This is a genomic window from Streptomyces sp. V4I8 (assembly GCF_041261225.1).
In the GTDB taxonomy this organism is placed as follows: Bacteria; Actinomycetota; Actinomycetes; order Streptomycetales; family Streptomycetaceae; genus Streptomyces.
The window spans coordinates 289291-313060 of the sequence record NZ_JBGCCN010000004.1; the positions used below are offsets into that span (position 1 = coordinate 289291).

Here is a 23770-nt window from a genome sequence, read left to right on the forward strand (position 1 = left end):
CCCCGACTCGGTGCACATGACAGGTGGTACGGTCCGTACGAACCGCGGATCATGTCTGGTCAACGCGGGTACCATCCGCTTGAGCACCACACGACGCACGATGCGCGAGAAGGGTGACTGACCATGTCCGACGCTGAGCCGGCGACCACAGAACTCAAAGTGCAGTACGGAGCTCGGGTTGCCGCAGACCTGGAGCGCAATGCCAGGGAACAGGAGCGTGTGGCTGCCGAACTGATGTCCCTTCAGGAAAAGCTGCGTGCATTGCGGCATGACCACGCACTGTTGGTGAACTTGAAGCAGACACTGGGCAGCGAGGACGGCGTGGCCACCGGTCCGCGTGCGGAAAGCGACGATTCCACTCCCTCGGTGCCGCGGCAGGCTTCGGCCGGGTCCGCGTCGACTAGGAGGAAGAAGTCCGCGGCCGACGCGGGTGCGGCGAAGAACAACACTGCGGCGAAGCCGCCCACGTTGGTCGAACTCATCCGCAGTCACCTGGTTGAACAGGATGAGCCCCGCTCTGCCGCGGAGATCACCACCGCGCTGGCTCAGGCGCACCCTGAGCGTGACATCAAGCCCAAGGTGGTGCGCACCACGGTCGAAGGACTCGTCGCCAAAGGCCGTGTGCACCGCAGCAAGCAGGGCTCATCCGTCTTCTATACGGCTTCCCGGCCGGAGTCGGTCGAGGATTCGGCTGAAGAGGCAGTGTCGGCAGCGGCCGAGTGAGGCATCCCGAAATGTCGATTAAGCGACCCTTCCTCATGATGTGCACCATATCATCCTGAGTGGGGTGGAGGAACGTCCTGGCGGGAACGCTCCGTGACTCCTTCGCGCGGCGGCTGAAGCGCCGCGCTCCACTGCGCGACCGTGCGTTCCCAGGCGTACGCGTCGGAGCCGTACGGAAGGTGCGCGGTGCGAGTGCGAGGGCGGCGCGTGTGCGTGGGTGAGGGCTGGAGCGGGCGCAACAGGGCGCGGATGGGGCGCCAGAGCTCGGTGTCGTCATCGAGATCGGCTCGCCATATGAGGCCGTCGGGATGGTGCAATACGGCCGTTACCTCATCGGGCGTGGGCGGTTGGCTGTTTCCGCGCAGGTAGACCGCCCGCAGTCCCAGATTGCGCAGCCTGGTCAGCGCACGCGCCCGGTTGGCGGCATGGACGACAACCCGGACCGGTAATGGCTCTTGAGCTTGATCGTCCGGGGTCAATCGCGGACGGGGTAGCCACAGGGCGACCGCCACGTTGCCGCTCGGGAGTTTGATGAAGCCTCCACTTGCCATGCCGACTGCTCTCCTCATAAGACGGTGTGTCAATGAGGAGAGCTTGTCAGAGCACCTGATGGCGCGAGAGGCCCACCCTGCGGAGCGTCGGCGGGACCTGCCCTGAGCAGGGCATACGACACTCGGACCGGTCACTTCTTCGCATCCAGATATTTGATCTTGATCCAGTCGCGGGTGCGGCGTCCGGGCAGATACGGGCTAGTGAGGCGTTTGGCGACAACGCCCTCGAAGCCCTCACTCAGACTCTGCGCCATGGCCTGTTCGACGACGGAGGGCCAGGCCGCGGGGACGGCGACGCCCGGACAGGCGAGCACGAGGTCATCAAGAAGGTCACGGCGAGCGGTGTACGGCAGCTGGACCGTGGGTTCTCCGAGATACAGGATGTCGAAGAGCATCAATTGCACGGGCAGGTCCGCGCGGGCTCGGGCCACCGCCTCGGGGTGACGCAGACTCATACGCTGCTGCAGCCGTTCCACGGAGGGGCGTCCCTCGTCGTCCAGGGCGACGATCTCCCCGTCGAGCACGGCCTCCGGTGCGGGGAGCAGTCCTGCCAGTTCCTGGAACTCGGGGTACTGGGCGGTGATGTCGATACCGGTCTGTGAGAGCAGCCGCATGGTTCCGTTGCCGGGCAGATGGACGATGACCCTGGCGCCGTTCCAGAGCGTTTCAAACGCATACTCGGCCTCTGCTTCTGACCCTGGAGGCGGGCCGATCACCGCCAGCATCGGAGACAGGTGCGGTAGCTCGCTGCGGGTGTCGGGGGATAAGTGCACGCTCATGGTTCCAGGTTGCGCCCGGCGGCGTGCTTCGGCATCCTCCCGCCTTCCGGTCGGCGCTTCCGAGCTCTTCGGAGTGCTGCGTCGCCTGGCGTCATGTCCCGAAATGTGTTCATGGTCGGTTGGTGGTTTGCTGCTTGGTGGCGGCGGGCCAGGCTGTCGGTTTGCCGTCCCTCTGCGTTTTCCGGAAGCTCGAGGAGGAGCTTGTATGTCCGTCTACACGTCCCAGCAGGTAAGCCAGCCCCAGAGTCAACAGCCCTACGCTCAGCAGGAGTTCGGCCGGCAACAAGCGGTCGGGCAACAGGACCTCGGCCAGCAGCAGCTGTCGCTCTTAGTGACGGAGGTGTCGCTGCGCTGTGCGGCGACAGCCGTATCCGCCGTGGTGGAGCAGCTGCGGATGGAGCCGCTGACGTTCATGGGGATTCAGGCGCAGAGCCAGTTCCCGCCACATGCTCTGAGTCAGGTACTGACCGAGTGTGCCCGCCGGATCGCGCCTGTCGTGCACAACGCGCTGATCCAGACAGTCGGCCCAAGTCAGTACAGCCAACAGTCCGGTCACTTCCCGGGCCAGCAGCCGTACGGCCAGTTCGGTCAGCCTGGCCAGTTCTTCAGCCTGTTCCAGGGGCAGGGCGGCTTCGGACAGCAGCCGCAGTACGGGCACATACCGTCCGTCAGCATCTGAAAGACCCGCGGCCGGGCGGTTCACCTCTCGCTCTCGGAGGCGGGGCGCGGTGCCGCTGTGCCGTACGGCGAGACAGCTGCCGCCACCGGAGCAAGACGCACGCCCGCTCCCGGATCGGCGACGCATGGTGTGTCAGGGCGTGCGACGGCACTCTGTGCGAGATGGCGGTCGGCAAATGGGCGAGCAGAGCGGCAACGGTGTGGGCCCGAGCAAACAAGGCCAGGACGGGAAGGACCAGAGAGGCGCTGTGAGCGAGACGGGCAAGCAGCATCCCACGGCGCACGAGCTGGGCTGGATAGGCAAAAAACGGGCAGAACATGCCAGGTCGGAGCGTTGGGACGGTGCACGGCCAGGGTGGGGCCGCTACCTCGTGGCGCCCCGGCCCGTGAGACTGCTCCCGGGCGGCGTGCCGCCGATCGAGGCCTCAGTGCTCTTCACGCTGCTGGAAGAGGACGATGACGTACAACCAGTGGCGCAAGTACGGCCGTCGCGTTCGCGCGGCCTGCAAGCCATCGCCGGGCCCCACCCGGCGTGCCCCGCGGTCGCGGTCGTGCTGATGCCCGAAGAACGGGCCCGCTCCCTGGCCGCGAATCCCCAGGTGGTCGTGGAGATCGACCAGCCGCTCTCCTACACTCCAACCCCGGCGGTCGGCCTGGGGACCACAGCGGTGATCGACCCGCTTCTTGCCGTCACACTGGAGGAGCCAGAACAACTGACCCTGCGGGTTACGGGCCGTGACGGGGAATCAGTGCCTGGTGCCCACGTATGGGCCATGGGCACCGGAGGCCCGGTACACGGTGTCACGGGATTGGACGGCAAGACAACGCTGACCCTGGTCACGGATACGCCCGAAACACTCCAGGCCCTCTACACCCGTCCGGTGGCCGGATACTGGCCGACGCGTACCGTCCGGCCCTTCCCCACCGGCCAGGGCGAGGTGGTGGTGGTGGTGGAGGTGCAGGCGCTGTCGGATACCTTTGACGAGTTTCCCACCAGGGCGTTCACAGGCTGGGGCACCCAGGCCATGCGGCTGCACCAGATTCCGCCGACCTACCGCGGCCACGGCATCAGAATCGCGCTGCTCGACTCAGGGGTGAACACTGTCCATCCCGACCTCAACGACACCGTCCGGCACGGGCACGACTTCACCGGTGCCGGAAAAGGCACCTGGGGCGTGGACTTGACGGGGCACGGCACGAGGTGCGCCGGGATCATCGCCGCGGCGGACAACCGGACCGGGATCACAGGCATCGCGGCGGAGGCTGAGCTGCACGCGCTGAGGCTGTTCCCCGGAGGGCACCTGAGCGACCTCATCGAGGCACTCGACTACTGCATCACCCATGACATCGACATCGCCCAGGTCAGCCTCGCCTACACGGCGCCGTCCCAGCTCATCGCCTGGAAAGCGGCGGACGCACGGGCCGCCGGTATCACTCTCGTGGCTCCGGCCGGAGACACCGCCGGCCCGGTCACTCACCTCGCCATGCTGCCCGAGGTGCTGGCGGTCGGGGCCATCGCGCACACCGGGTCCTACCCCACCAGTAGCCCTCTCGCCGTGGTCCAGCCGCCCTGGCCCGGGCCGTATCCAGCCCCGTTCACCCCGACCGGCCCCGGAGTGGATCTGGCCGCACCGGGGGCAGCGGTGATCACCACATCCTTCGGTGACGGTTACACGCCGGCGGACGGGACGGCCATCGCCGCGTCGCATGTCACCGGGCTGTCCGCGCTGCTGCTGGCCCACCACGAGCACTTGCGCGCAGAGGCAGTCCCCCGCACGGCCGCTCGTGCCGACAGTCTGTACACCCTGCTGCGCACGGCCTGCCGCCCCCTACTGGGCGCTGATCCTCGTGTGGGGGCCGGGATCGCCGATGCCCCCACCGCTTTGGGCATCACCGCGAGCTGGCAACAGGACTACCGGATTGAGCAGAACTACGCTGCGGCGCACCAGCGGCGATGACGCCACGGGCGCGGACAGCGGCCATCGGGCCCGTCGCCAGGCCGTGCCGCGCACCTTTCGCACGCTCTCCGGAACGTGTTCTCGCGTTCTTAGCATGTTCGTCAGTAGCAAATAGCGGACGCGTCGCATAATCCTGACCTGCATGAAACGCAACCGCAGCCACGCTCGAAAGCGCAACCGACTCGGCGCCTTGCCCAGATGGGCTGCCACGGCCCTTGTCGGCACTGTGGTTGCGCTGCCCCAGCAGGCCCAGGCGGACACCGTTCCCGCGGCAGCCGTCCAGTCCGCCAACCCGTACCAGAGAGGTCCCGCGCCGACCGAGCAGAGCATCACGGCCCAGCGTGGGCCGTTCGCGACCGCACAGCAGGACGTGCCGGCCGGCAGCGGCCCCGGATTCAAGCGCGGGACCATCACTTACCCGACCGACACCTCCCAGGGGACGTTCGGTGCGGTTGCGATCAGCCCGGGGTTCACCCGGGGCGAGGACAGAGTCGCCTGGCTCGGACCGCTTCTCGCCTCACACGGCTTCGTGGTCATCACGATTGACACCAACACACCGGGTGACTTCCCCGAGGCCCGAGCTGATCAGTTACTCGCCGCGCTCGACTATCTGACGTCCAAGAGTCCGGTACGTGACCGGGTCGATCCGCAACGCCTGGCGGTCATGGGGCATTCGATGGGCGGCGGGGCCTCATTGCGTGCTTCGGAGAAGCGGCCACAGTTGAAAGCCGCCATCCCGCTCGCACCCTGGGACATCGGCAACCCCATCGGCACGGACAAAGTCCCCACCCTGATCATCGGGGCTGACGGCGACGGCGTCGCACCGGTGGCCGCGCACGCCGATCCGCTCTACCAGGGTCTGACCGCCGCCCCCGAGAAGGCGTACCTGCTCATGCGAGGTGCTGATCACGAGGCGCCGGGGCAACCCAATGCCACGACACCGAAGTACATGATCGCGTGGCTGAAGCGGTTCGTGGACGACGACATCCGCTACGAGCAGTTCCTCTGCCCGCCACCGCAGCCATCGGACAAGATCGGTGAGTATCGCGCCACCTGTCCTGGCGGAGGACCGACGCAAGGCGGTGCCGCGGCCGGGCAGACGGCAGTGCCGGCCACAGGCGGCGGGAACGCGCCGCAACCTAAGCAAGGCGCGCAGCCGCAGCCGCAGCCGGCGCAACCAGTACCGGCGCAACGCCCACCCGGCGGCGATGATCACTGCCCTGGTTCGTCCGCGCGCTCGCGCGCATGACGAGTGACTTGCTGCTCCTACCACCCCCATCACCGGAGAGCCGAGCATGAGCATCAGCGTCAGTGACCCGACCGTGCAGCCCGTGCCCGCCTCCGTGGTCGACCAAGTGGACGCGGCGGATACGACCCTGAGCAATCCCAAACGCGCCGTGATCGCGTTGGGCAGCAATCTGGGCAACCGGCTGGAAAGTCTGCAGGGCGCGATTGACGCCCTGGAGGACACCCCGGGCGTACGTGTCAAAGCTGTGTCGTCGGTGTACGAGACGGAGGCGTGCGGCGTCGCGCCAGGCACTCAGCCGACCTACTTGAACGCGGTAGTGCTCGTCAGGACGACGCTGCCGCCCTCCTCATTGCTGGAGCGGGGTCTCTCGATCGAGGAGGCCTTCGAACGTGTACGGGTGGATCGCGGGGGCCCACGGACCCTGGATGTCGACATCGTGACGTACGAAGGCGCCGCCGGCCACGCCCCAGGGCTCACTCTGCCGCACCCCCGCGTGCACGAGCGGGCTTTCGTGATGGTGCCGTGGCACGACGTGGACCCGCGGGCAGAGATACCGGGACACGGGGCGGTCGCCGATCTGCTGGCCGCTGTGGGTCGCTCGGGGGTCGAACCGCGTCGCGATCTGGAACTCTGGCTGCCCGAATAGCTGCTACGTGGCGGGCGGCAGGGTAAGCACTCCCGCGCCCGGCGACCCGGGAACGGCACAGACCGTGCATGTGTGGGAATCCTCCGCGCAGGTGGCGAGAGGCTGTTCGCGGATCGGGTGTATTTCGATCTTTTGTCCCACATTGCAGGTATGCGGCGGTTGGCACAGGGGAAGCCTCGCCCTGGTGGCGTCGGCCGGGCACCACGTGTCGCTCGCGGGATGTTCGCGAGGCGGGGACGAAGGGGGATCACAGATGGCGAGCCACGGTCCCAATGATCGACTGAGGTCCCTACTGGGGGAAGCCGATTGGAGCGCCGGTGAGTTGGCACGAGCGGTCAACGGCCTCGGCACAGCCCAGTCGATGACGCTGCGATACGACCGCACCTCCGTGGCTCACTGGCTCTCCGGATCCAAGCCGCGTCCCGCAGTCGCTGAGCTGGTTGCCGCGGCGTTCAGCCGACGTATCGGCCGACTGGTCACTGTGGGGGAAACCGGACTGGCCCCTGAAGTACCGGCGGTCGGTGCTCGCTTTGTGGATGGCATCAGGGAAGCTCCGCTGTTGCAGCGGCTGGTGGATCTCGCGCGTTCGGACGCGGATCCGACGGAACGGGCGCATCTGGTGCAGTCCGCCTACCGTTTGGTCCCTGTGCCGACGCAGGACTGGGAACAAACGAGCGCCCTACAGCCGGCGCCCTTCGACGAGAAACGGCGGGCCACGGCGGAGGACGCGCAGATGCTGAACGTCATGACCAAAGCGTTCGCTGACCAGATGGATCGCCATGGAGGCGGTCACGCCCGCGCGACGCTGGCTGCCTACTTGGCCAACGACGTAACCCGCATACTCATCGCTGCCGCTCCGCCTCTCCTGCATCGAGAACTGGTCACCGCGACCTCGCAACTGACGCATCTGCTCGCCCGGATGACGAGCGATGCCGGTCACCAAGGGCTTGCGCAGATCTACTTCGAGACTGCCCTTGAATTGGCACGAGTCGCCGAAAACCGAGCTGCCTACGCGGTCACATTGCGAGCGATGAGCGCGCAGGCGATGCAACTGGGACACCACCGAAACGCCCTCGCCTTGGCTGACGCGGCACTGGAGGCAGCCGGGCCGCGCGTCAACGGGGCCACCAGGGCTTTCCTCCTCAGCCAGCAGGCCGTCACCTGTGCACACGACGGGCAGCGAAGGGCCGCGATCACCAGTCTCTCCGCCGCTGAAGCGCAGCTGGAGCGGGCGTCGAGCACACCAGGACCCTTCACTTCCTATCCGCGGGCCGGGCTCGAATACCAGCGCGCGCAGACACTTCTGGCCTTGGGGCTGCGTGCCGACGCCTTGGCCGCTCTTCGCGACTCGGCCCGCCTCCGGACCCCTGACAGGCGCAGAGCCTCGGCTCTCACTGAGTTCCGCGTCGCTGAAGTTCTTCTGGCGATGGGGAATTTGGAGGAGGCTTGCACGCACTTGAATCAATTTCTCGACCAGTGGCCCCTGTTACGATCTGCTCAAATCGACCAGGCTGTTGCCAAACTTCGGGGGTCGTTGAGACCGTACCTACGGCAGCGACAGGCTCTGGCGGTGTGGGAGCGCGCCCGCTCGCTAGCCGATGACCTCCCCAGACGTTATTGATTCATAGGCGACCGGGAACTCTGTTCCGGAAGTGACGGCGATGCTCTCACCCCGGTGTACCTCACGATCGCTGTCACCGTCGTGTGCTTTCTCCGGCCGATTCGGGTGCGGACCGGCCCCACGTGGCCGAGCTGGACCCAGAACGCCTAACGCAAAGGGGTCATCCATCCCTCGTTCATACGAGATCCACATGAGCCTGTGTGCGTATTGACCGGGGCGAATTGAGCTGTTCACTCAAAGAGTCCGAGCCGCTTAGCCCATTTGTCCCAGACGGGCCTTACCAGCACCTGGCGACGATGCGCCCGCTGCGGCAATCACCGCGTTCAACGCGTTCATGCACGGGCACCGCCGCACTGGTTCCGTAACAGGGCGGCCCTGTGGCCGAATTGATCCCAGTGAAGTCTTTCGGTACCGCGGCGGCGGCGCTGCGATCAGCTACTGGGGCCAATACGGGCGGTGATAGGTGGGAAACCACCACGCTGGCACTGAGACGCCTTCGTTCGTGAGGGAGCAGCGGGCGAAGGCCACTGGCTGCCTGTCCCTTCCCACGTCCAGGGCAGTCAGTGGGGCGAACGCGGCCGTTCATGGCGGCCGCGTTCGACCTGGAACGGCGCTGCCGCGTTTATCTGGCCTCTCAACAGGCGCCAAGGGTGTCCGGCAGCGCGCTCTGACGGTCGAACAAGGTGCGGGAGGGGATGGCTTTCGAGCCCTGCGGGGGTACCACCAGGCCATCGGTCATGGATGGCATCCGCACAAGGTGCGCGGCTTTGGCCCTTCGGGTCCAGGCTGTGTAAGCGCCCGTGATCGTGTACAGACCATTCCTGTCGGGCAGCTCCTGGATTGTGCCTACTTTGCTCGTACAGCGGTCAAGTACCCGGTCCCCGATGGCGTACTCGATGTCGTTCGTTTCGTTCACCATGCACCCTCCGTTTACCGTGCCGAGCACCCTATGGGGGCGGATGCCTTGCGCTGTGTTGACGGTCATGGCCACCCTTGGTGCCGCGGTCCTGGAGATCATGGGAGGACTCCTTCCATGTGCCGGGTACGCGTGCGAGAAGCGCAGCCTGCGCAGTAAGTAATCGCAACAGCATGGGAGTTGGCAACCGCGTGCGACTCTGTCCCTCTTGCATGCGCCCTGTCCACTTGACCATTTTTACCAGTGGAAGGTGTGGGCGGCATCTATCGTCGGCTCATGCATCGGGAGCATGAACGCAATGAGGCGCTCATTCAGTGGATGACTGAGCATCAGATGACAGCTCGCGAGTTTGCTGACGCACTGAATCAATGCATACGTGAACTAACCGGGCATCAAAGTCTGATCACTGAGCGAACGGTCCTCAAGTGGCGCTCGGGTGAGACTCGGTGGCCCCACACGCTCCATCGCACGGCGATCCAGACCGTCACGCGCCGGGAGCCGGCGGGGTTGGGGTTCATGCCACCCCGACGATCCGTCTCAACTGCAAAGCATCAGCTGCTCTCCGGGCGCACCCATCGGTTCTTCGGCCCTGTCGCGCCCTCATCGCACTCCGCCCGACCACGCGTCGGCGTCGCGCACATCAAGCAACTGACCGCATACCTACCGGCCCTCGTGGAGTCGGACGACCGGCATGGGGGAACCGAGGCGGTCGAAAGGCGCGCTGCCCAGCTTGCCCGCCAGACACTCGGACTCCAACAGCAGGGAACCGCGACATCTCGAGTGCGCGCCCAGTTGTACTCGCTGGGCGCCACGTTCACCTCGTCTGCCATGTGGGCCGCGATTGACGGACGACGTCTGGACGCGGCACAGCGTTACATGCACGAAGCGGTCACCCTCGCCGGCCTCTCGGGCGACTCGGCCATCCAGTTCCGTGTCTGGGGTCACGCCGCGTCCCTCTACCGGCAACTCGGCCGCTACCACGACGCCATCGCCGCTGACAGCGCCGCTCGCGCCACCAGTGTCTTCCGTCGCGACCCTCTTTATGCCTCGCTCGCCCACGCCCGCACCGCAGCCCACCACGGTGACCTGCACGACCACAGTGCTGTCAAGCGCAGCATCGACCTTGCACAGGATGCCCTCGCCCGTGCGGACCTGAGCGCAGCACGACCGGCTTGGATGCGGTTCTACGACCAAGCCGAGCTCGAACTTCTGGCGCTCATCGCACACTTCGCACTGAGCTCCTGGGCCGACGCGGAGGCCTATGGCCATCGCACCCTGGCACTGCTCCGCCCCGACCTCGTACGCAACCGCTCACTGGCTCTGGTCTACACGGCGTGGGCCTCTCGACGACGGCCGAACGCTGACCCTCTGACGGCGTATCAAAACTGACCCTCTTGGTGATCTTCGTCTGACTCTGGCCTTGTTGATCAAGGTCAGGAGGAAGAGGTGATCCTTGTGGAGGACTGGGCAGAGATCCGTCGGTTGCACCGGGCCGAGCAGATGCCGATCAGGGCGATCGCCCGCCATCTGGGCATTTCGAAGAACACGGTGAAGCGGGCGCTGGCGCACGACCGGCCGCCGAAGTACGAGAGGCCGGCCAAGGGCTCGGTGGTGGACGCGGTCGAGGTGCAGATCCGCGAGCTGCTGCGGGAGACGCCGACGATGCCCGCGACGGTGATCGCCGAGCGGATCGGCTGGGACCGCGGGATGACCGTGCTCAAGGAGCGGGTCCGCGACCTGCGTCCCGCCTATATCCCGGTGGACCCGGTGTCGCGGACGACGTATCGGCCGGGTGAGCTGGCCCAGTGCGACCTGTGGTTCCCCGACGCGGAGATCCCGCTCGGCTACGGGCAGACCGGGCAGCCGCCGGTGCTGGTGATGGTGTCCGGCTACTCGCGGATGATCGCCGCGAGGATGCTGCCCTCGCGGCGGACCGGGGACCTGATCGACGGGCACTGGCGGCTGCTGTCCGCCTGGGGCGCCGTCCCGAAGATGCTGGTCTGGGACAACGAGTCCGGGATCGGCCGCGGGAAGGTGACCGGCGAGTTCGCCGCGTTCGCGGGCCTGCTCTCCACCAGGATCTACCTCTGCCGCCCCCGCGATCCAGAAACGAAAGGGCTGGTGGAGCGGGCCAATGGTTACCTGGAGACCAGCTTCCTGCCGGGCCGTCACTTCTCCGGCCCCAACGACTTCAACGCCCAGCTGGGCGAGTGGCTGAAGGTCGCCAACCGGCGCCGGCACCGCGCTCTGCAGGCCCGTCCGAGCGAGCGGTGGGAGGCGGACAAGTCCGGGATGATCGCGCTGCCGCCGGTCGACCCGCCGTCCTGGTGGCGTTTCTCCATCCGGCTCGGCCGCGACCACTACGTCCGCATCGACACCAACGACTACTCCGTCGACCCCGCCGCGATCGGGAGGACGGTGACGGTGCTCTGTGACAACGATGAGGTCATCGTCCTGGCCACCGGCGGGGAGATCGTCGCCCAGCACCCCAGGTGCTGGGCGAAGCACCAGACCCTCACCGACCCCCAACACGCCGCCACCGGCACCCGGATGCGTCAGGGAGTGCACCGTCAGCAGGCAGCCCGCCAGAGCCGGCTGGCTGCTTCGTCCGGCCCGATGGTCGAGGTCGAACAGCGCGAACTGGACACCTATGACCGACTGTTCACCGTCATCGACGGCGGCGGCGACAAGGAGGCGAGCTGAATGCCCCGCCCCGCGACAGCCTCCGGCGACGACGAAGGCGAGGAAGAGCCCGGCGCCGTCGAGAAGACCACCACCGCCAGGACGGCAGCGGCGGCATCCTCCCGTCGGACGGGCCGGCAGACCTTGACTGACCTGGCTTTCCTCGCCCGCGCGATGAAGGCCCCGGCCCTGCTGGACGCCGCCGAACGGCTGGCCGAACGCGCCCGCAAGGAGTCCTGGACGCACGCCGAATACCTCGTCGCCGTGCTCCAGCGCGAGGTGAGCGCCCGCGAATCGCACGGCGGCGAGGCCCGCGTCCGCGCGGCGAGGTTCCCCGCCGTCAAAACGGTCGAGGAACTCGACGTCACCCATCTGCGCGGGATAACGCGCCAACAGCTCGCGCATCTGGGTACGTTGGACTTCATCGCCGGGAAGGAGAACGCCGTTTTCCTGGGTCCGCCCGGGACCGGAAAGACACACCTGGCGATCGGGCTCGCGGTCAGAGCCTGCCAGGCCGGACACCGCGTCGCCTTCGCGACCGCCTCCGAGTGGGTCGACCGGCTCGCCGCCGCCCACGCAGCCGGCCGTCTGGCCGACGAGCTCACCAGACTGGGCCGCTACCCGCTGATCGTGGTGGACGAGGTCGGCTACATCCCCTTCGAGGCCGAAGCCGCGAACCTGTTCTTCCAGCTCATCTCGAACAGATACGAACGCGCGTCCGTGATCGTCACCAGCAACAAGCCCTTCGGACGCTGGGGAGAGGTCTTCGGCGACGAGACCGTGGCCGCCGCCATGATCGACCGCCTCGTCCACCACGCCGAGGTCCACTCGTTCAAGGGCGATTCGTATCGCATGCGCGGCCGCGAACTCGGACGCATCCCCACCGACAACCAAGACGACTGAACACACGCAACAGAAGACACCTGGGTCACTATTCACCCGCCCAAACTGGGTCACGGTTCACCCGCCGCCGACAGGGCCCAACTTGAGCAGGGCGAGCTGGAAGCAGCCCTCACCACCGCGCAGGCCATTCCCCGTGACGCGAGGCACGGGCGCGTCGGGCTCCTCCTTCAGGGCTTCACCAAGCGCCTGGCTGAGATCGCTCCGAAGGCTGCCGCGGTGGGAGAATGGGCCCAGTATGCGAACCGGTACCGGACACGCATGTGAAGCCGGTGCGCGCTGCTGTGAGGCGGCCCTCTCCGGCCAGTCTTCACCTAGGGTGGGGGCTTGGCCGGGAAGGGCGCCGCCAATGCCGTCCACGACGGTTGAGGTCGGACTGGGTGAGCCGGCCCAGGGGCCGCCCCTCCCGTGAAGAGGGATTTTTATGGGTCAGCGCCCAGTGGTCAAGGTGTCTTCGCGCCTCTGTGACGGTCAAGGCCGATAGGCGGCCGTGAAGCTCCCGCATTACGACGTAATGTCCATGGGCCTCATGCCGCAAAGACGAGTACAGCGGATCGCAGGGATCGCTGCCGCGTAGATCAACGCCCAGGTGGAGCGAGTGGCCCCGCCCTCTTCATGTTCGTGAGGGCGGGGCCGTCGGAGCTCTTGACTACCCAGTGCCGCCCGCCGGTGATCTGCTGGGGAGCATCGCCACGGACTTCATGGGATCGGGGAGCGTCAGCCGCGGTTGCCGAAGTTCTGGGTCCAATAGGAACCGCTGGCGTCCACGCCGATGCCTATCTCCTTGAGCCTCGGGTCGAGGATGTTCGCCCGATGGAGCGGGCTCTTCATCCAGTCCGCCATGATGACTTCGGGGCTGCCCTTCCGGTGGTGAATGTTCTCAGCCCACCTGGACCAGTCGTAACCGGCCCGCTTGATCCGGTCACCCGGCGACGACCCGTCGGAACCAGTGTGGGCGTACACGCCGGTACGGGCCATCTGGTTGGCGTAACCCTGTGCGGCGCCATTCAGCTTCGCGTTGAGGGCCAGGGGCTGCAGACCGGACTTCGCGCGTTCCTGGTTGACGAGCTGCAGGATTCGCCCCACGGTGGCGTTGGTGGGGGTTGCGCCCTGCTTGTTCTCAACCTGCGGGGTCTGGTTCCGGACCTGCGGGGCCTGGTTCCGGTCCTGCGGAGTCTGGTTCCGGTCCTGCTGGGTCTGCTTGTCCTGGTCGTTCTGATGGGGCTGGTTCTGCTGGATTGGCGTCCACTGGCCCTGCCACTGGCCATTCTCATCCAGGCGCCAGTCACCCTGCCAGTTGCCCTGCCGACCGTGCCATTCGCGCTGAGACGAAGAGTCAGTGACGACTGAGACCGGGGTCTGGTCGCCCTGCGTGGGCGTCCACTGTCCCTGCCACCCCTTGTCATCCATCCGGAAGTTGCCCTGCCAACCTCCCTGCTGACCCTGCCATTCCTGCTGACCCTGCGGGGCAGCCTGTTGCGACTGCTGCGAGTTCGGGCAGCAGGCAGCGCTGGCAGCAGTCGCGGCGGCTAACACGAAGCCCGCGGAAACCGGGACCAGTGCACCGGTTCTCAGCACTCGCTTCTGCATCGGCGTCAGCTCTTTCGGCTTTTTGTGACGTGCAGTCACTTCTTCCTCCAACACGCTGAATTGGACAACTGCCAATGCCCACACGGATGCACTGGGAGAGTCTTCTGTCGATCCCAGTGCTCCGCGCAGACTTGGATCGAGTGTTTTGGGCGTCTACCACGTAGTGACGTGGGAACTTCACTCCTCGCCTCTGTGCGCGACGAGGCTACTCAGTAGCAACACCACGGCCCGGGAACGAGAACCCAGAGTGAAAAGGCCGGTCAAACGATCATCGCGCATTTCCAAAACGTAACAGACGCCACCCCTGCATCCAAACCTGTCAGGATACAACGTAAAGACAGCATTCTTCGCACCGTCAAAACGTGTGAAATGGCGCGTAGTTGATAAGAATGGCGCGGTGAGACGACGGCATCACTGATCGCGACCGCTGAGTTCATCTACGCCAATCGTGTGGATAATCATCACTTCTCGCGTATCCCTTCCTCTTCCTCTGTGGGGACCAACCGTCCTGCTCAGGTGCGGGCTCCTCCAGGCACCCGCACCGTCGTCAGAACAAGGAGTAAGCGATGCACGCCGTACGGCCCATGTGCTGTCAACGGTCCACCCCTTGCCGGAATCAGCGCGGTACTCGAGCCGGCGGGAGGGGGTCCCGGTGAAGGTCGCCGTCATGGGACAGGGGTATGTCGGATTTCCCCTGGCGGTAGCCGCTGCCGAGGCGGGCCACGAGGTGATCGCATTCGAGCCGGACCCGCAGCGGTTCGAGCAATTACGCGTCGGCGTCTCCTACATCGAGAACGTCCCCCGCAAAAGGCTCGGCGCCGTGTTGAAGTCCGGCAGGTACTGGCCGACACGCGAAGAGGCCCGCCTCGCCGATTTCGACATCGCGGTCATCGCCGTACCCACGCCGCTCAAGGACCGGCTGCTGGACCTCAACGGCGTGCGACAGGCGGCGGAGACGCTCGCGCGGCATGTACGCAAGGGCACGACGGTCATCCTGGAGTCGACCACGCACCCCGGGACCACCCGCAAGGTCGTGCTGCCGATCCTGGAGGCCCTCTCACGGCTGCGGGCCGGGACAGGCTTTCATCTCGGATACTGTCCGGAACGCGTCGATCCGGGCAATGAACGGTGGACGTTGGCGACCACCCCGAAGGTCGTTTCCGGACTCACAGAGGAATGCCGCGCTCGTGTCGCGGAGTTCTACGCCGGCATCACACAGAAGGTGGTCCTGGCGGACAGTCTCGAAGAGGCCGAACTGGCCAAGGTGTTCGAGGACGCTTTCCGCCATGTCAATGTCGCCCTGGTGAACGAGCTGTCCCGAGTGGCGCACCTGCTGGGCGTGGATGTCCGGCACACGCTCGACCTGGCCGGCTCCAAGCCGTTCGGGTTCACGAAGTTCACGCCCGGATCCGGGGTGTCCGGCCCCAGCTCTCCCGTCGACCCGGTGTATTTGAGCCACCACGTCAAGACGGGGGACGACGAGCCGTTCCGGCTGGTCGAGCTTGCTCAGCAGATCAACGACGGGCAGCCCGCCTACGTCGTCAGCCGCCTCCAGGACACCCTCAACACCCGGCACCGCAAGGCTCTCAAGGACGCCCGGGTCCTGGTGCTGGGCCTGGACCGGAAAGCCGACGCCGACGATACGCACCAGTCGCCGGCCGCCGGCGTCGTCGCCGAGCTGGAACACAGAGGAGCGCTTGTCCACACCACGGTTCCCCAGGTAGCGGGCCCGGTTCAGGGCCGTCGAGGGCGGTTGCCGTACCGGGCCTACGACGCCGTCGTACTGCTCACCCCGCACAAGGAGTTCGATCTCACGAGGATTGCCGGAGAAGCCGTCTACGTGCTTGACGTGCTGGGTGTCATGCCCGAGGCCGCACACATCGAGCGCCTTTGATCGGTGGGGGTGGCCTGGCCGGGGGCAGGGCTACGCGCCCCGGCCGCAACTCTTGGTGAGGAGTTGGGTATTGGGTGACGCCGATGTGACGAACATGCGCTCACATGAGATGCTCCCGTCGCCATTACTTGCGAGTAAGTCGATGGGCGCATCCGCGAGCAATGGCTGCCATCCCCCACCACCCATTGCCCGGAGGACTTTCCGTGCGTGCCCTCACCAGGAGAATCCTGGTTCCCTTCGCGCTGACGACGCTGGCTCTCACCTCAAGCGGGTGCTCCTCGTTACCGGGTGACGACGTCGGCTCCGGCCCTGCCGCCGGTGCCACCTCCACCGCCGGGGCGACGCCCGCCGACAAGCCCAGACGCCTGGACGTCGCTGCCACACCGACCGGGTCACCGACGCCGACCGCCGTGGCCAGAGAGAGTGGCGGATCGGGTGCGCGCCAGTCCTCGTTCAAGGTGAAATCCTTCGACAAGCGCACCGGACGCACCGTCATATCCAAGCCACGATCGACGTCGCCTAGTGGGAGCCCCGCTGCCACTCCGCACGGTGCGGACGCGGGCCCCGTCCGCACCGGCGATGTCATCGCCAGCGCTCCAGTACCGGGCGCCCCGGACGGCCTGCTCGTTGAGGTCGACGAGGTTGTCGGCGAGACCAGCCAGGGCACCGAGGTGACCACCAGACCCGCGACCCTCAGGGCACTCCTCGCCGACGACGCCGCGGAGGGTGAGGTACCCGTCGACCCGTCGGCAATCGACGCCGAACCTCTCTTGCGCGGTGTGAAGGTGTCCTGGGCCGGGGCCCGCGGCACGACCTTCGGCCCCAAGGGCGCGAAGCTCCCTCTGGGCACCCTGCGCCTCGACGTCGGGTAACTGGATAGGTGCTCCTGGCGGGATGAGTTGAATCTTGTCAGTTGGATCGGTGATCATCTGTCTCGTGTCTGATGCTGCTGTGCCGCCTTCTTATGAGGAACTCGCTGTTCTGGTGGTGCAGTTGCGTGAGGAACTCGCCGCGGCGCGGGAACGGATCGTGGTACTGGAGGGTCAGGTCGTGGACCTGACGGCCCGGCTGGGGAAGAACTCGGCGAACTCTTCCAGGCCGCCGTCTTCGGACGGACTGGCGAAACCGGCTCCGAAGTCTCTGCGTGGGAAGTCCGGGCGGGGGCCGGGCCGCCCGAAAGGCCAGAAGGGCATCACGCTGCGGCAGGTCGCGGACCCCGACCACCGGGTCGAGCACCGGCCCCACGGCCCTTGCGCCGGCTGCGGTGCGGACCTGGCCGGGGCCGTCGTGGCCGGTATCGAGCGGCGTCAGGTCTTCGACCTGCCCGAACGTATCGGCCTGGAGGTCACCGAGCATCAGGTCCTGACCTGCCGGTGCGCGTGCGGGCGGAGCGAGAAGGCCTCCGGTCCCGAGGGCGTGCGGGCCCCGGTGCAGTACGGTCCTGGTCTCGCGGCCGCCGGCGTCTACCTGATGCACGGCCAGTTCCTGTCCAAGGACCGCACCGCCACCGCCCTGGCAGACCTCTTCGACGCGTCCGTCGCGCCGGGCACGGTGGCCTCGTGGGTACGCACTTGCGCGAGCCGGCTGGATGCCTTCGGCCGTCTCGTGGCCGGGAAGGTCGCCGGCGCGGCGGTGGCGTTCTTCGACGAGACGGGGTTCCGCACCGCCGGGTGCCTGCACTGGCTGCACTCCGCCTCCAGCGGCCAGTTCGTACACCTGTCGGTGCACCGCCGCCGCGGTCGCGAAGGCATCGACGCGGCCGGGATACTGCCCGGCTTCACCGGCATCGCCATGCACGACGCCTGGGCGCCCTACGACTCCTACCCGCAGGCCGAACACGCCTTGTGCTCGGCACACGTACTACGCGAACTGGTCGCGGTCACCGAGCGGGGCAGCGAGAAGGCCCGGTGCGCGGCCTACCGCGCCATCGACGCCGTGCTGGCCCTGAAGAAGGCCGCGGAAGAGGCCCGAGCGGACGGGCTCGACGCGATCGCCGTGTCCGTGAAGGACGGTGAGCTTGGGGCGCTGGCCCAGGCGGTGGCCGACGGGCTGAAGGCGACCGCCACCCGCAGCTCGAAGACCGAGGCGAAGTACCACGCCCTGTTCAGACGGCTGACGAAGCGCTGGAACGACTACCTGCGCTGGGTCCACGACCTCACACTGCCGTTCGACAACAACCCAGCCGAACAGACGATCAGGATGGCCAAGCTGCGGATCAAGGTCTCCGGCTGCCTGCGCACGCTGCACGGCGCGCAGGACTTCGCCGCGATCCGCACCTACCTGGCCACCGCCACCCGACACGAGCAGCCCATGCTCGACGTCCTCATCCAGGCCATGCGCGGCAGCCCCTGGATGCCCGCCCTCGGCTGATCACCGGTCCCGCCAACCGGCAATCACGCACGCCTCCGGACCGAGACACCTATCCAGTCACGACGTCGGTACCGCCATCGCCACGGCGGAAGGCGCCCCGGCATCCGCCGCCGCATCCGTCCATGGCTACGTCGAGCTCGCCCCCGAAGTGGAGTTCTCCTACAACGGCAGCGCCCGTGATCACTTCCTCGGCCTCACCGGTGACTGGACCGCGCAGTGGGCGCTCAAGGGCCGTGCGGCAGGTGGCGTGAAACAGCGCATACCGTTCGCCAAGCTCCACGCCGATCCAGTGATCCAGGTCGGCCCCGTGCCGGTCGTGGTGAATCTCGACCTCACCTGCTACATACAGGTTGAGGCCGATGGCCGGATCACTCTGGACGTTGAGCACAAGGTCACGGGAGACTTCCGGGTCGGCGCCGGCTACACCTCGGCAGAGGGCTGGAGTCCGGAAAGCACTTCCCATGTCAAGAGTTCGCCCGTGAACGCGAGTGTCACAGCGGCGGGCCGGGCCCAGTCCACCCTTGGTGCCGAAGCCACCGTGGGGCTGTACGGCATGGCGGGCGTCATGGCCGACTTCGCTCCCTACTTGCGTGGCGATGCCAGGGCCACCGCCACCGCATCCACCAAGGGCAAAGCCTCGGTCGTCGGCACCTGGGCCCTCCACGGCGGCTTCGACCTGAGCGGAAATCTCCAGTTCCAGCTCTCGGTCTTCGGGACGCCGGTCTTCTCACACAGCATTCCGGTGGGCCGTCTCCACCGTGAATGGCGGATAGCAGGCGGCGAGGGCGGCGCGACCGCGGCGCCATCCGCCTGAACCGTGCCTGCCTGGCGGCCGGTCCACTTGTCCGTTCGACAGCTCATGAGGGCGGTCGAGTTGCCGCCACGTGGGGTCGCGTCCGCAGCGGCGCGCGTGACCCCACGCACGTGGCGGCAACGTTTCTGGGCAACGCGAGGCGCGATCCCGCAGCGCCCGTGCAGAGCTCGGGCTCGTAGCGGGGGTCGCCGGCGTTCAGCGGCGCATGACTCGCCGCTGGGACGTCCCCCTCGATCTCGCGGTCACTTCAGGCGCAGTTGCTGGCCGGGATAGATGAAGTCGGCGTCCTCGACGATGTCCCGGTTCAGCTGGAACAGCTTCTGCCAGCCACCCTTGACGTCGTGCTTCTCGGCGATCGAGCTGAGGGTGTCACCCTTGACGACCTTGTACTCGCCGTGGCCCTTCTTGACCTTCTTGCCGGTCGGGGTGGTGACGCTCTGGTGCTTGTCGATGGACGGGCGCTCGGTGGAGCGGGACGTGTGCTGCTGCTCGGTGGCGCGAGTAGTGGCGCCCTGGTCGCGCTGGGAAGGCACGCTGTTGGAGGAGCCGGTGTAGGCGGCCTTGGACAGGCCCTTGCCGCAGGCCGGCCAGGCGCCGCTGCCCTGGCTCGCGAGGACCTTCTCGGCTATCTGGATCTGCTGGGCCTTGGTGGCCTGGTCGGCGGTGGCGGCGTACTTCGTGCCGCCGTACGCGGCCCAGGTGGAGGCGGAGAACTGCAGACCGCCGTAGTAGCCGTTGCCGGTGTTGATCGACCAGTTGCCGCCGGACTCGCACTGTGCGACGGCGTCCCACTCGGAGGCGGTGGCGGCGGAGGCGCTGCCGGCCGCCATCAGCGGGGCGGCGACGGCGGCGGCGCCGGTGACGCCGACGACGGCGATGACCCGAGCGGCCATGGAGGGACGAATGTGCTTACGCGTGCCGGATAACAGCATGGATGAATTCCTCACCGACGCCTGCGAGGTGAGCTGTCGGGTTAGGACCGGTTGAGTGTCCCTGCCATGACTCGCTTGTACGAGGCATGGATTCACCCCAAGCCGCACCGGTCAACTGCTCGGAACGGCACTTACCTTGGGTCCCCCACTCCTGCCTACGGCGCTTGACGCGTCGACTGTTCCCGCACGGCCGCTGGCAGGATTCGGCGTTGCGGCAGGCGGGGCCCGCGGTGGCGAGCGGTCATGACCGTAGACATGTGATCCGCTGAATTCCCAAAACGATCAAGGCTTCTGAGAACTATCTCTCACAGCCGACATTGGGACAATTCGGCGCGAAGTGATGCGTGAACTGCCTCTGAATCCCCACCGTTCGACGCTCAGACCCTTCAGCTGTAGATCATGGTGGTTGCGGGAGTTCTGTTGGTGTGTCGGGTCCGGCTGGGACGGTGTGACCGTGTGCTCGGCGGCGTCGGTGGCAGGCACGGGCGATGGCCTGGTGGAGGCGGCGGTAGGCGGACCAGGCCAGGCCGTGCCGGATGCGTTGGTGGCGGTCGGGCAGCGGGGTGAGCAAGATGAGCAGGCGCCTGATCTCGAAGGCGGTGAAGCGGACGGGGGCGGGTGGGCTGCTGGGATCAGGCGGGTCCCCCTCTCTCGGCGACGGGTGCTGTCGGCGCGGGCTGGCCGTAGCGGGTCCGGGCCAGCGGGCCGTTCTCGCGGGCGGTGGCTGCGTCGCAGCCGACCAGGAACGCGGCGGCCAGCTGGGCGAGGGTGACGTGCCGGTACCAGCCGTGGAAAGAGCGGACCTCGTAGTCAGCCATCCCGCAGGCGGACTTCGCCAGCTTGATCGCCTCTTCCACCCGCCAGCGCGCGCCCGGCACCAAAACGATCTCCTCGACCGGGGTGTCGGCCGGGCCCCAGCCCAGGTAGTAGTCGCGTTTGCCGGGATCCTCCAGGCGGCGTCGCGCGACCAGCCACCGCGCCCACGCCTGGCCATCGACCATCTCCTCCTCGCCGGGGAGTCGCCGCACCCACCACTGCCACGTGCGGGTATCCAACTGGGAGGGCCCGGCGGGCAGTTCGACCCAGTCCTCCTCCCGCGCGACCCGCTCCACCAGCCGGGCGGCGTGCCGCCAGCCCGGACGCTGCAGCACCGGCGAGTTCGCCTGCACGTTGACCACGTACGGCAGACGATGTTCCTCCAGGAAGGAACGGAACGCACGCTCGCGCCCGTACACCTCGTCGGCGGCCACCCACACCTTCCCCGGCTCCTGAGGCAGGTCGGGCAGCGCCCGCTCGATCATCGCCTCCGCCAGCCGTGGCTTGGTCAGGAAGCCGCGCTGCTCGGGCACGTGCGCGGCCCGGCAGCGATCCGGCTCGTCCGTCCATTCCCGTGGCAGGTACAACTCCCGGTCGATCAACGCCTGCCCCGCACCGGTGGCCCACGCACACATCACCCCGATCTGGCAGGGGAATACCCCGCCGAGCGTCCCGGAGTGCTGCCTCGCCACCCCGGCCGAAGCCTTCCCGCGCTTGGCGAACCCGGTCTCGTCCACCACCAGCACCCCGGCCCCGCCGGGCCCCGCGCCCACGCCGTCGTCCGCCAGCTCGGCGACGGCGTACCGGCGGGTGAAGTCCCGCACCCCCTCCACGTCCCACTTCGCCCGGTCCAGCAAGTGCTGCTGGTTCCACGGCACACGCTCTCCGGCCCACTCCGCCAGCTGCCAGCCGTTCTTGCGCGAGACCGGCCCCAGTAGGCCCCGGACGCACATCTCCCCATGCCACTGCGTCTCCACCCGGCCGAACAGGTCCCCGACCCCCACCAGCAGATCGTCCAGCCGCCCCGCCCACTCCTCCGCCCACTCCCGGTCCGACACCTCGACCGGGACATCCAGCAACTCCGCCTTCATACACGGCAGTTACCCAGCTTAGAGACCCTCGAACTCCCGCAACCACCATGATCTACAGCTGAAGGGTCAGAAACGGCAGCTGTAGTTCCTGGTCGGTAGGGCATTGTTGCTGGTCAAGTCGTTGCGGCTGCGGTGATGTTGTTCCAGTGGCAGTGGGCCTGGGCGGCCTGATGCTGATGGCGGCGACGCCAGGCGGACCAGTGCAGTACTGGTCGTAGTCGCGGCAGGGCGCGGGCAGTACGGTGGCCCGCAGGATCCGGAGTAGTTCACGAGCGCTGGCCGTCACGATGCCGGCTGGGCCGGTCGGGCTCGCGGCGGCGGTGCGTACGCGGGTGACAGTGAGGACGGCGGCAGCGAGCATGCTGATGAGGGTCCAGCGCATCCAGGAGTTCCAGCAGGTGGTCTGGCCTTGGTCGAGACCACAGGTGCCCTTGTGGAGCTGGAAGTCTTCCTCGATCTTCCACCGGTGGCAGATCACTTCGACCAGGGTGGCCAGGGTGACGGGGTTCGCGGAGTGGCAGCGGTAGAAGGAGACTTCGCCGGTGTAGCGGTGACGGCGGATGACCAGAAAGGCGTGGCCCGCCTCGTGGCCGTCGGGCGTGTCATCAGGGTGGACGTCGACCAGTGCCCAGTCGTAGTGACGGTCGCCCTTGAGTCCGTGCCCGGTACGCATCCGCATCCACGCCTTCTTCGGGACGAGCTGGGCGAGTTCGGCGGCGGTGAAGCGGCCGCAGGCCGTCGTGACATGGTGGTCGGCCCTGACAGCCAGCGCGTAGTCGAAGCCCAGGCGGCGGGCCTCGCAGCGAAGCTCGCGCCCGCCGTAGACCTCATCGCCGGCGAACCAGCGCGCCACGATGCCCTGAACGCGGGCACGGGCGAGCATGGCGGCCGCGAGCTGGGGCTTGTGGCGAAGGCGATCTCGTCGGGCACGTGCCGCAGCAGGCGCCGCTCTTCGTCCTCGGCCCAGGCGGCGGGCAGGTATAAGGCCCGGTCGATGATCGCGTGGCCGCGGTAGGCCGCGAAGGTGAGGTGGACGGCGACCTGGCACAGACCCACCCCGCCGAGCGCGCCGGAGTACTGGTGAGCAGCACCGACGCAGTCGGTGGAGGACATCGCGTCCCCGGTCTCGTCCACGATCAACACCGCCTCGGGGCCGGCGAGTTCGCCGGCAGTCCAGGCGGCGATCCGGTCCCGGGCCAGATCATGGTCGACGGCGGCGCGGGACAGGAAGTGCTGCAGCCGGTGCGGCCCGCAGTGCCCCAGCGCCTCGGCCAGCGTCCAGCAGTTACGGGTGTCCAGCTCCATCAGCACGGCCTGCGTCATCTCCCGCGCCACACTCCGCGGCTCACGGCGCTCGAAACAGTCCGCGATCTGGTCTGTCGCAGCCCCGAGCGCTGCCGTCCACTCCTGCCCGGCTATCGTGGCTTCCGCGGCCACCTGATCCTTGATCGTCTTCACAAACGTTCATGATCACGGTGGCCGTCCACATGTCCGCAGACACCCCGGCAACAGGGCTGACCAGCAACGACGCCCCTACCGACCAAGAACTACAGCTGCCGT

Annotated in this window: 20 protein-coding genes, 1 pseudogene and 1 riboswitch; of the genes and pseudogenes, 14 read left to right on the forward strand and 7 right to left on the reverse strand. The window is 67.3% G+C overall.

The features are described from left to right. The first annotated feature begins 123 nt into the window (after nt 1-123). Nucleotides 124-723, forward strand: coding sequence for a BlaI/MecI/CopY family transcriptional regulator (locus ABIE67_RS50380; RefSeq protein WP_370271180.1), 600 nt, complete (start codon nt 124-126; stop codon nt 721-723). A 230-nt stretch (nt 724-953) separates the two neighbouring features. On the opposite strand, the pseudogene ABIE67_RS50385 reads toward ABIE67_RS50380, so the two are convergent. Together ABIE67_RS50385 and ABIE67_RS50390 are read right to left on the reverse strand one after the other, a co-directional pair. Beyond that, nucleotides 954-1274: pseudogene (locus ABIE67_RS50385) on the reverse strand (hypothetical protein); the annotation flags it as partial. Between the two features lie 131 nt (nt 1275-1405). Then, the gene (locus tag ABIE67_RS50390; protein WP_370271181.1) at nt 1406-2053 is read right to left on the reverse strand and encodes a hypothetical protein; all 648 of its coding nucleotides are present in this window, start codon (nt 2051-2053) and stop codon (nt 1406-1408) included. A gap of 205 nt (nt 2054-2258) precedes the next feature. Here ABIE67_RS50390 and ABIE67_RS50395 point away from each other — a divergent pair, with 205 nt between their 5' ends. The 5 genes from ABIE67_RS50395 to ABIE67_RS50415 all read left to right on the forward strand — a co-directional run bounded on the left by ABIE67_RS50395 (nt 2259) and on the right by ABIE67_RS50415 (nt 8205). Beyond that, nucleotides 2259-2732 (forward strand): hypothetical protein, encoded by a 474-nt coding sequence (locus ABIE67_RS50395; protein ID WP_370271182.1) that lies wholly within the window; start codon nt 2259-2261, stop codon nt 2730-2732. A 385-nt stretch (nt 2733-3117) separates the two neighbouring features. Then, the gene (locus ABIE67_RS50400) at nt 3118-4689 is read left to right on the forward strand and encodes a S8 family serine peptidase (protein WP_370271183.1); all 1572 of its coding nucleotides are present in this window, start codon (nt 3118-3120) and stop codon (nt 4687-4689) included. Between the two features lie 142 nt (nt 4690-4831). Next, nucleotides 4832-5938 (forward strand): alpha/beta hydrolase family protein, encoded by a 1107-nt coding sequence (locus tag ABIE67_RS50405; protein WP_370271184.1) that lies wholly within the window; start codon nt 4832-4834, stop codon nt 5936-5938. A gap of 46 nt (nt 5939-5984) precedes the next feature. Continuing rightward, nucleotides 5985-6584, forward strand: coding sequence for a 2-amino-4-hydroxy-6-hydroxymethyldihydropteridine diphosphokinase (gene folK / locus ABIE67_RS50410; protein ID WP_370271185.1), 600 nt, complete (start codon nt 5985-5987; stop codon nt 6582-6584). 361 nt (nt 6585-6945) lie between these two features. Continuing rightward, nucleotides 6946-8205, forward strand: coding sequence for a tol-pal system YbgF family protein (locus tag ABIE67_RS50415; protein ID WP_370271186.1), 1260 nt, complete (start codon nt 6946-6948; stop codon nt 8203-8205). Between the two features lie 634 nt (nt 8206-8839). Here the strand turns inward: ABIE67_RS50415 and ABIE67_RS50420 are convergent. Next, on the reverse strand, nt 8840-9223 hold the full coding sequence (locus tag ABIE67_RS50420) for a hypothetical protein (RefSeq protein ID WP_370271187.1): 384 nt from the start codon (nt 9221-9223) through the stop codon (nt 8840-8842). A 150-nt stretch (nt 9224-9373) separates the two neighbouring features. Here ABIE67_RS50420 and ABIE67_RS50425 point away from each other — a divergent pair, with 150 nt between their 5' ends. From ABIE67_RS50425 to istB, 3 genes are read left to right on the forward strand one after another with little or no spacing between them, the layout of a single operon-like run. Then, entirely contained in the window at nt 9374-10510 is a 1137-nt protein-coding gene (locus ABIE67_RS50425) for a Tat pathway signal protein (RefSeq protein WP_370271188.1), read from the forward strand. A gap of 57 nt (nt 10511-10567) precedes the next feature. Beyond that, on the forward strand, nt 10568-11824 hold the full coding sequence (gene istA, locus ABIE67_RS50430; protein WP_370251537.1) for an IS21 family transposase: 1257 nt from the start codon (nt 10568-10570) through the stop codon (nt 11822-11824). Continuing rightward, a complete protein-coding gene (gene istB, locus ABIE67_RS50435) occupies nt 11825-12706 on the forward strand; it encodes an IS21-like element helper ATPase IstB (RefSeq protein ID WP_370251535.1) in 882 nt (293 codons plus the stop codon). A gap of 714 nt (nt 12707-13420) precedes the next feature. Here the strand turns inward: istB and ABIE67_RS50440 are convergent. Further along, nucleotides 13421-14332: a CAP domain-containing protein gene (locus tag ABIE67_RS50440; RefSeq protein WP_370271189.1), complete on the reverse strand. Its 912-nt coding sequence runs from the start codon at nt 14330-14332 to the stop codon at nt 13421-13423. A gap of 613 nt (nt 14333-14945) precedes the next feature. Between ABIE67_RS50440 and ABIE67_RS50445 the strand changes: the two genes are divergently transcribed. The 4 genes from ABIE67_RS50445 (at nt 14946) to ABIE67_RS50460 (ending at nt 19371) form a co-directional block, all read left to right on the forward strand. Continuing rightward, complete coding sequence (locus ABIE67_RS50445; RefSeq protein ID WP_370271190.1) at nt 14946-16187, forward strand: nucleotide sugar dehydrogenase; 1242 nt, start codon at nt 14946-14948, stop codon at nt 16185-16187. Between the two features lie 203 nt (nt 16188-16390). Further along, nucleotides 16391-17059, forward strand: coding sequence for a hypothetical protein (locus ABIE67_RS50450; protein ID WP_370271191.1), 669 nt, complete (start codon nt 16391-16393; stop codon nt 17057-17059). A gap of 64 nt (nt 17060-17123) precedes the next feature. Further along, nucleotides 17124-18557 (forward strand): IS66 family transposase, encoded by a 1434-nt coding sequence (locus ABIE67_RS50455; RefSeq protein WP_370253078.1) that lies wholly within the window; start codon nt 17124-17126, stop codon nt 18555-18557. Between the two features lie 148 nt (nt 18558-18705). Beyond that, complete coding sequence (locus ABIE67_RS50460) at nt 18706-19371, forward strand: hypothetical protein (RefSeq protein WP_370271192.1); 666 nt, start codon at nt 18706-18708, stop codon at nt 19369-19371. Between the two features lie 242 nt (nt 19372-19613). Here ABIE67_RS50460 and ABIE67_RS50465 read toward each other — a convergent pair whose 3' ends face one another. From ABIE67_RS50465 to ABIE67_RS50475, 3 genes are all read right to left on the reverse strand, one after another. Further along, nucleotides 19614-20303, reverse strand: coding sequence for a transglycosylase family protein (locus tag ABIE67_RS50465; RefSeq protein ID WP_370271193.1), 690 nt, complete (start codon nt 20301-20303; stop codon nt 19614-19616). Nucleotides 20304-20306: 3 nt separating this feature from the next. Then, nucleotides 20307-20476: riboswitch (cyclic di-AMP (ydaO/yuaA leader) on the reverse strand. Between the two features lie 459 nt (nt 20477-20935). Beyond that, the gene (locus ABIE67_RS50470; protein ID WP_370252079.1) at nt 20936-22210 is read right to left on the reverse strand and encodes an IS701 family transposase; all 1275 of its coding nucleotides are present in this window, start codon (nt 22208-22210) and stop codon (nt 20936-20938) included. 52 nt (nt 22211-22262) lie between these two features. After that, nucleotides 22263-23093, reverse strand: a complete 831-nt coding sequence (locus ABIE67_RS50475; protein ID WP_370271194.1) for a hypothetical protein — start codon at nt 23091-23093, stop codon at nt 22263-22265. 146 nt (nt 23094-23239) lie between these two features. Here ABIE67_RS50475 and ABIE67_RS50480 point away from each other — a divergent pair, with 146 nt between their 5' ends. Further along, entirely contained in the window at nt 23240-23680 is a 441-nt protein-coding gene (locus ABIE67_RS50480) for a hypothetical protein (RefSeq protein WP_370271195.1), read from the forward strand. The last annotated feature ends 90 nt before the right edge of the window (nt 23681-23770 follow it).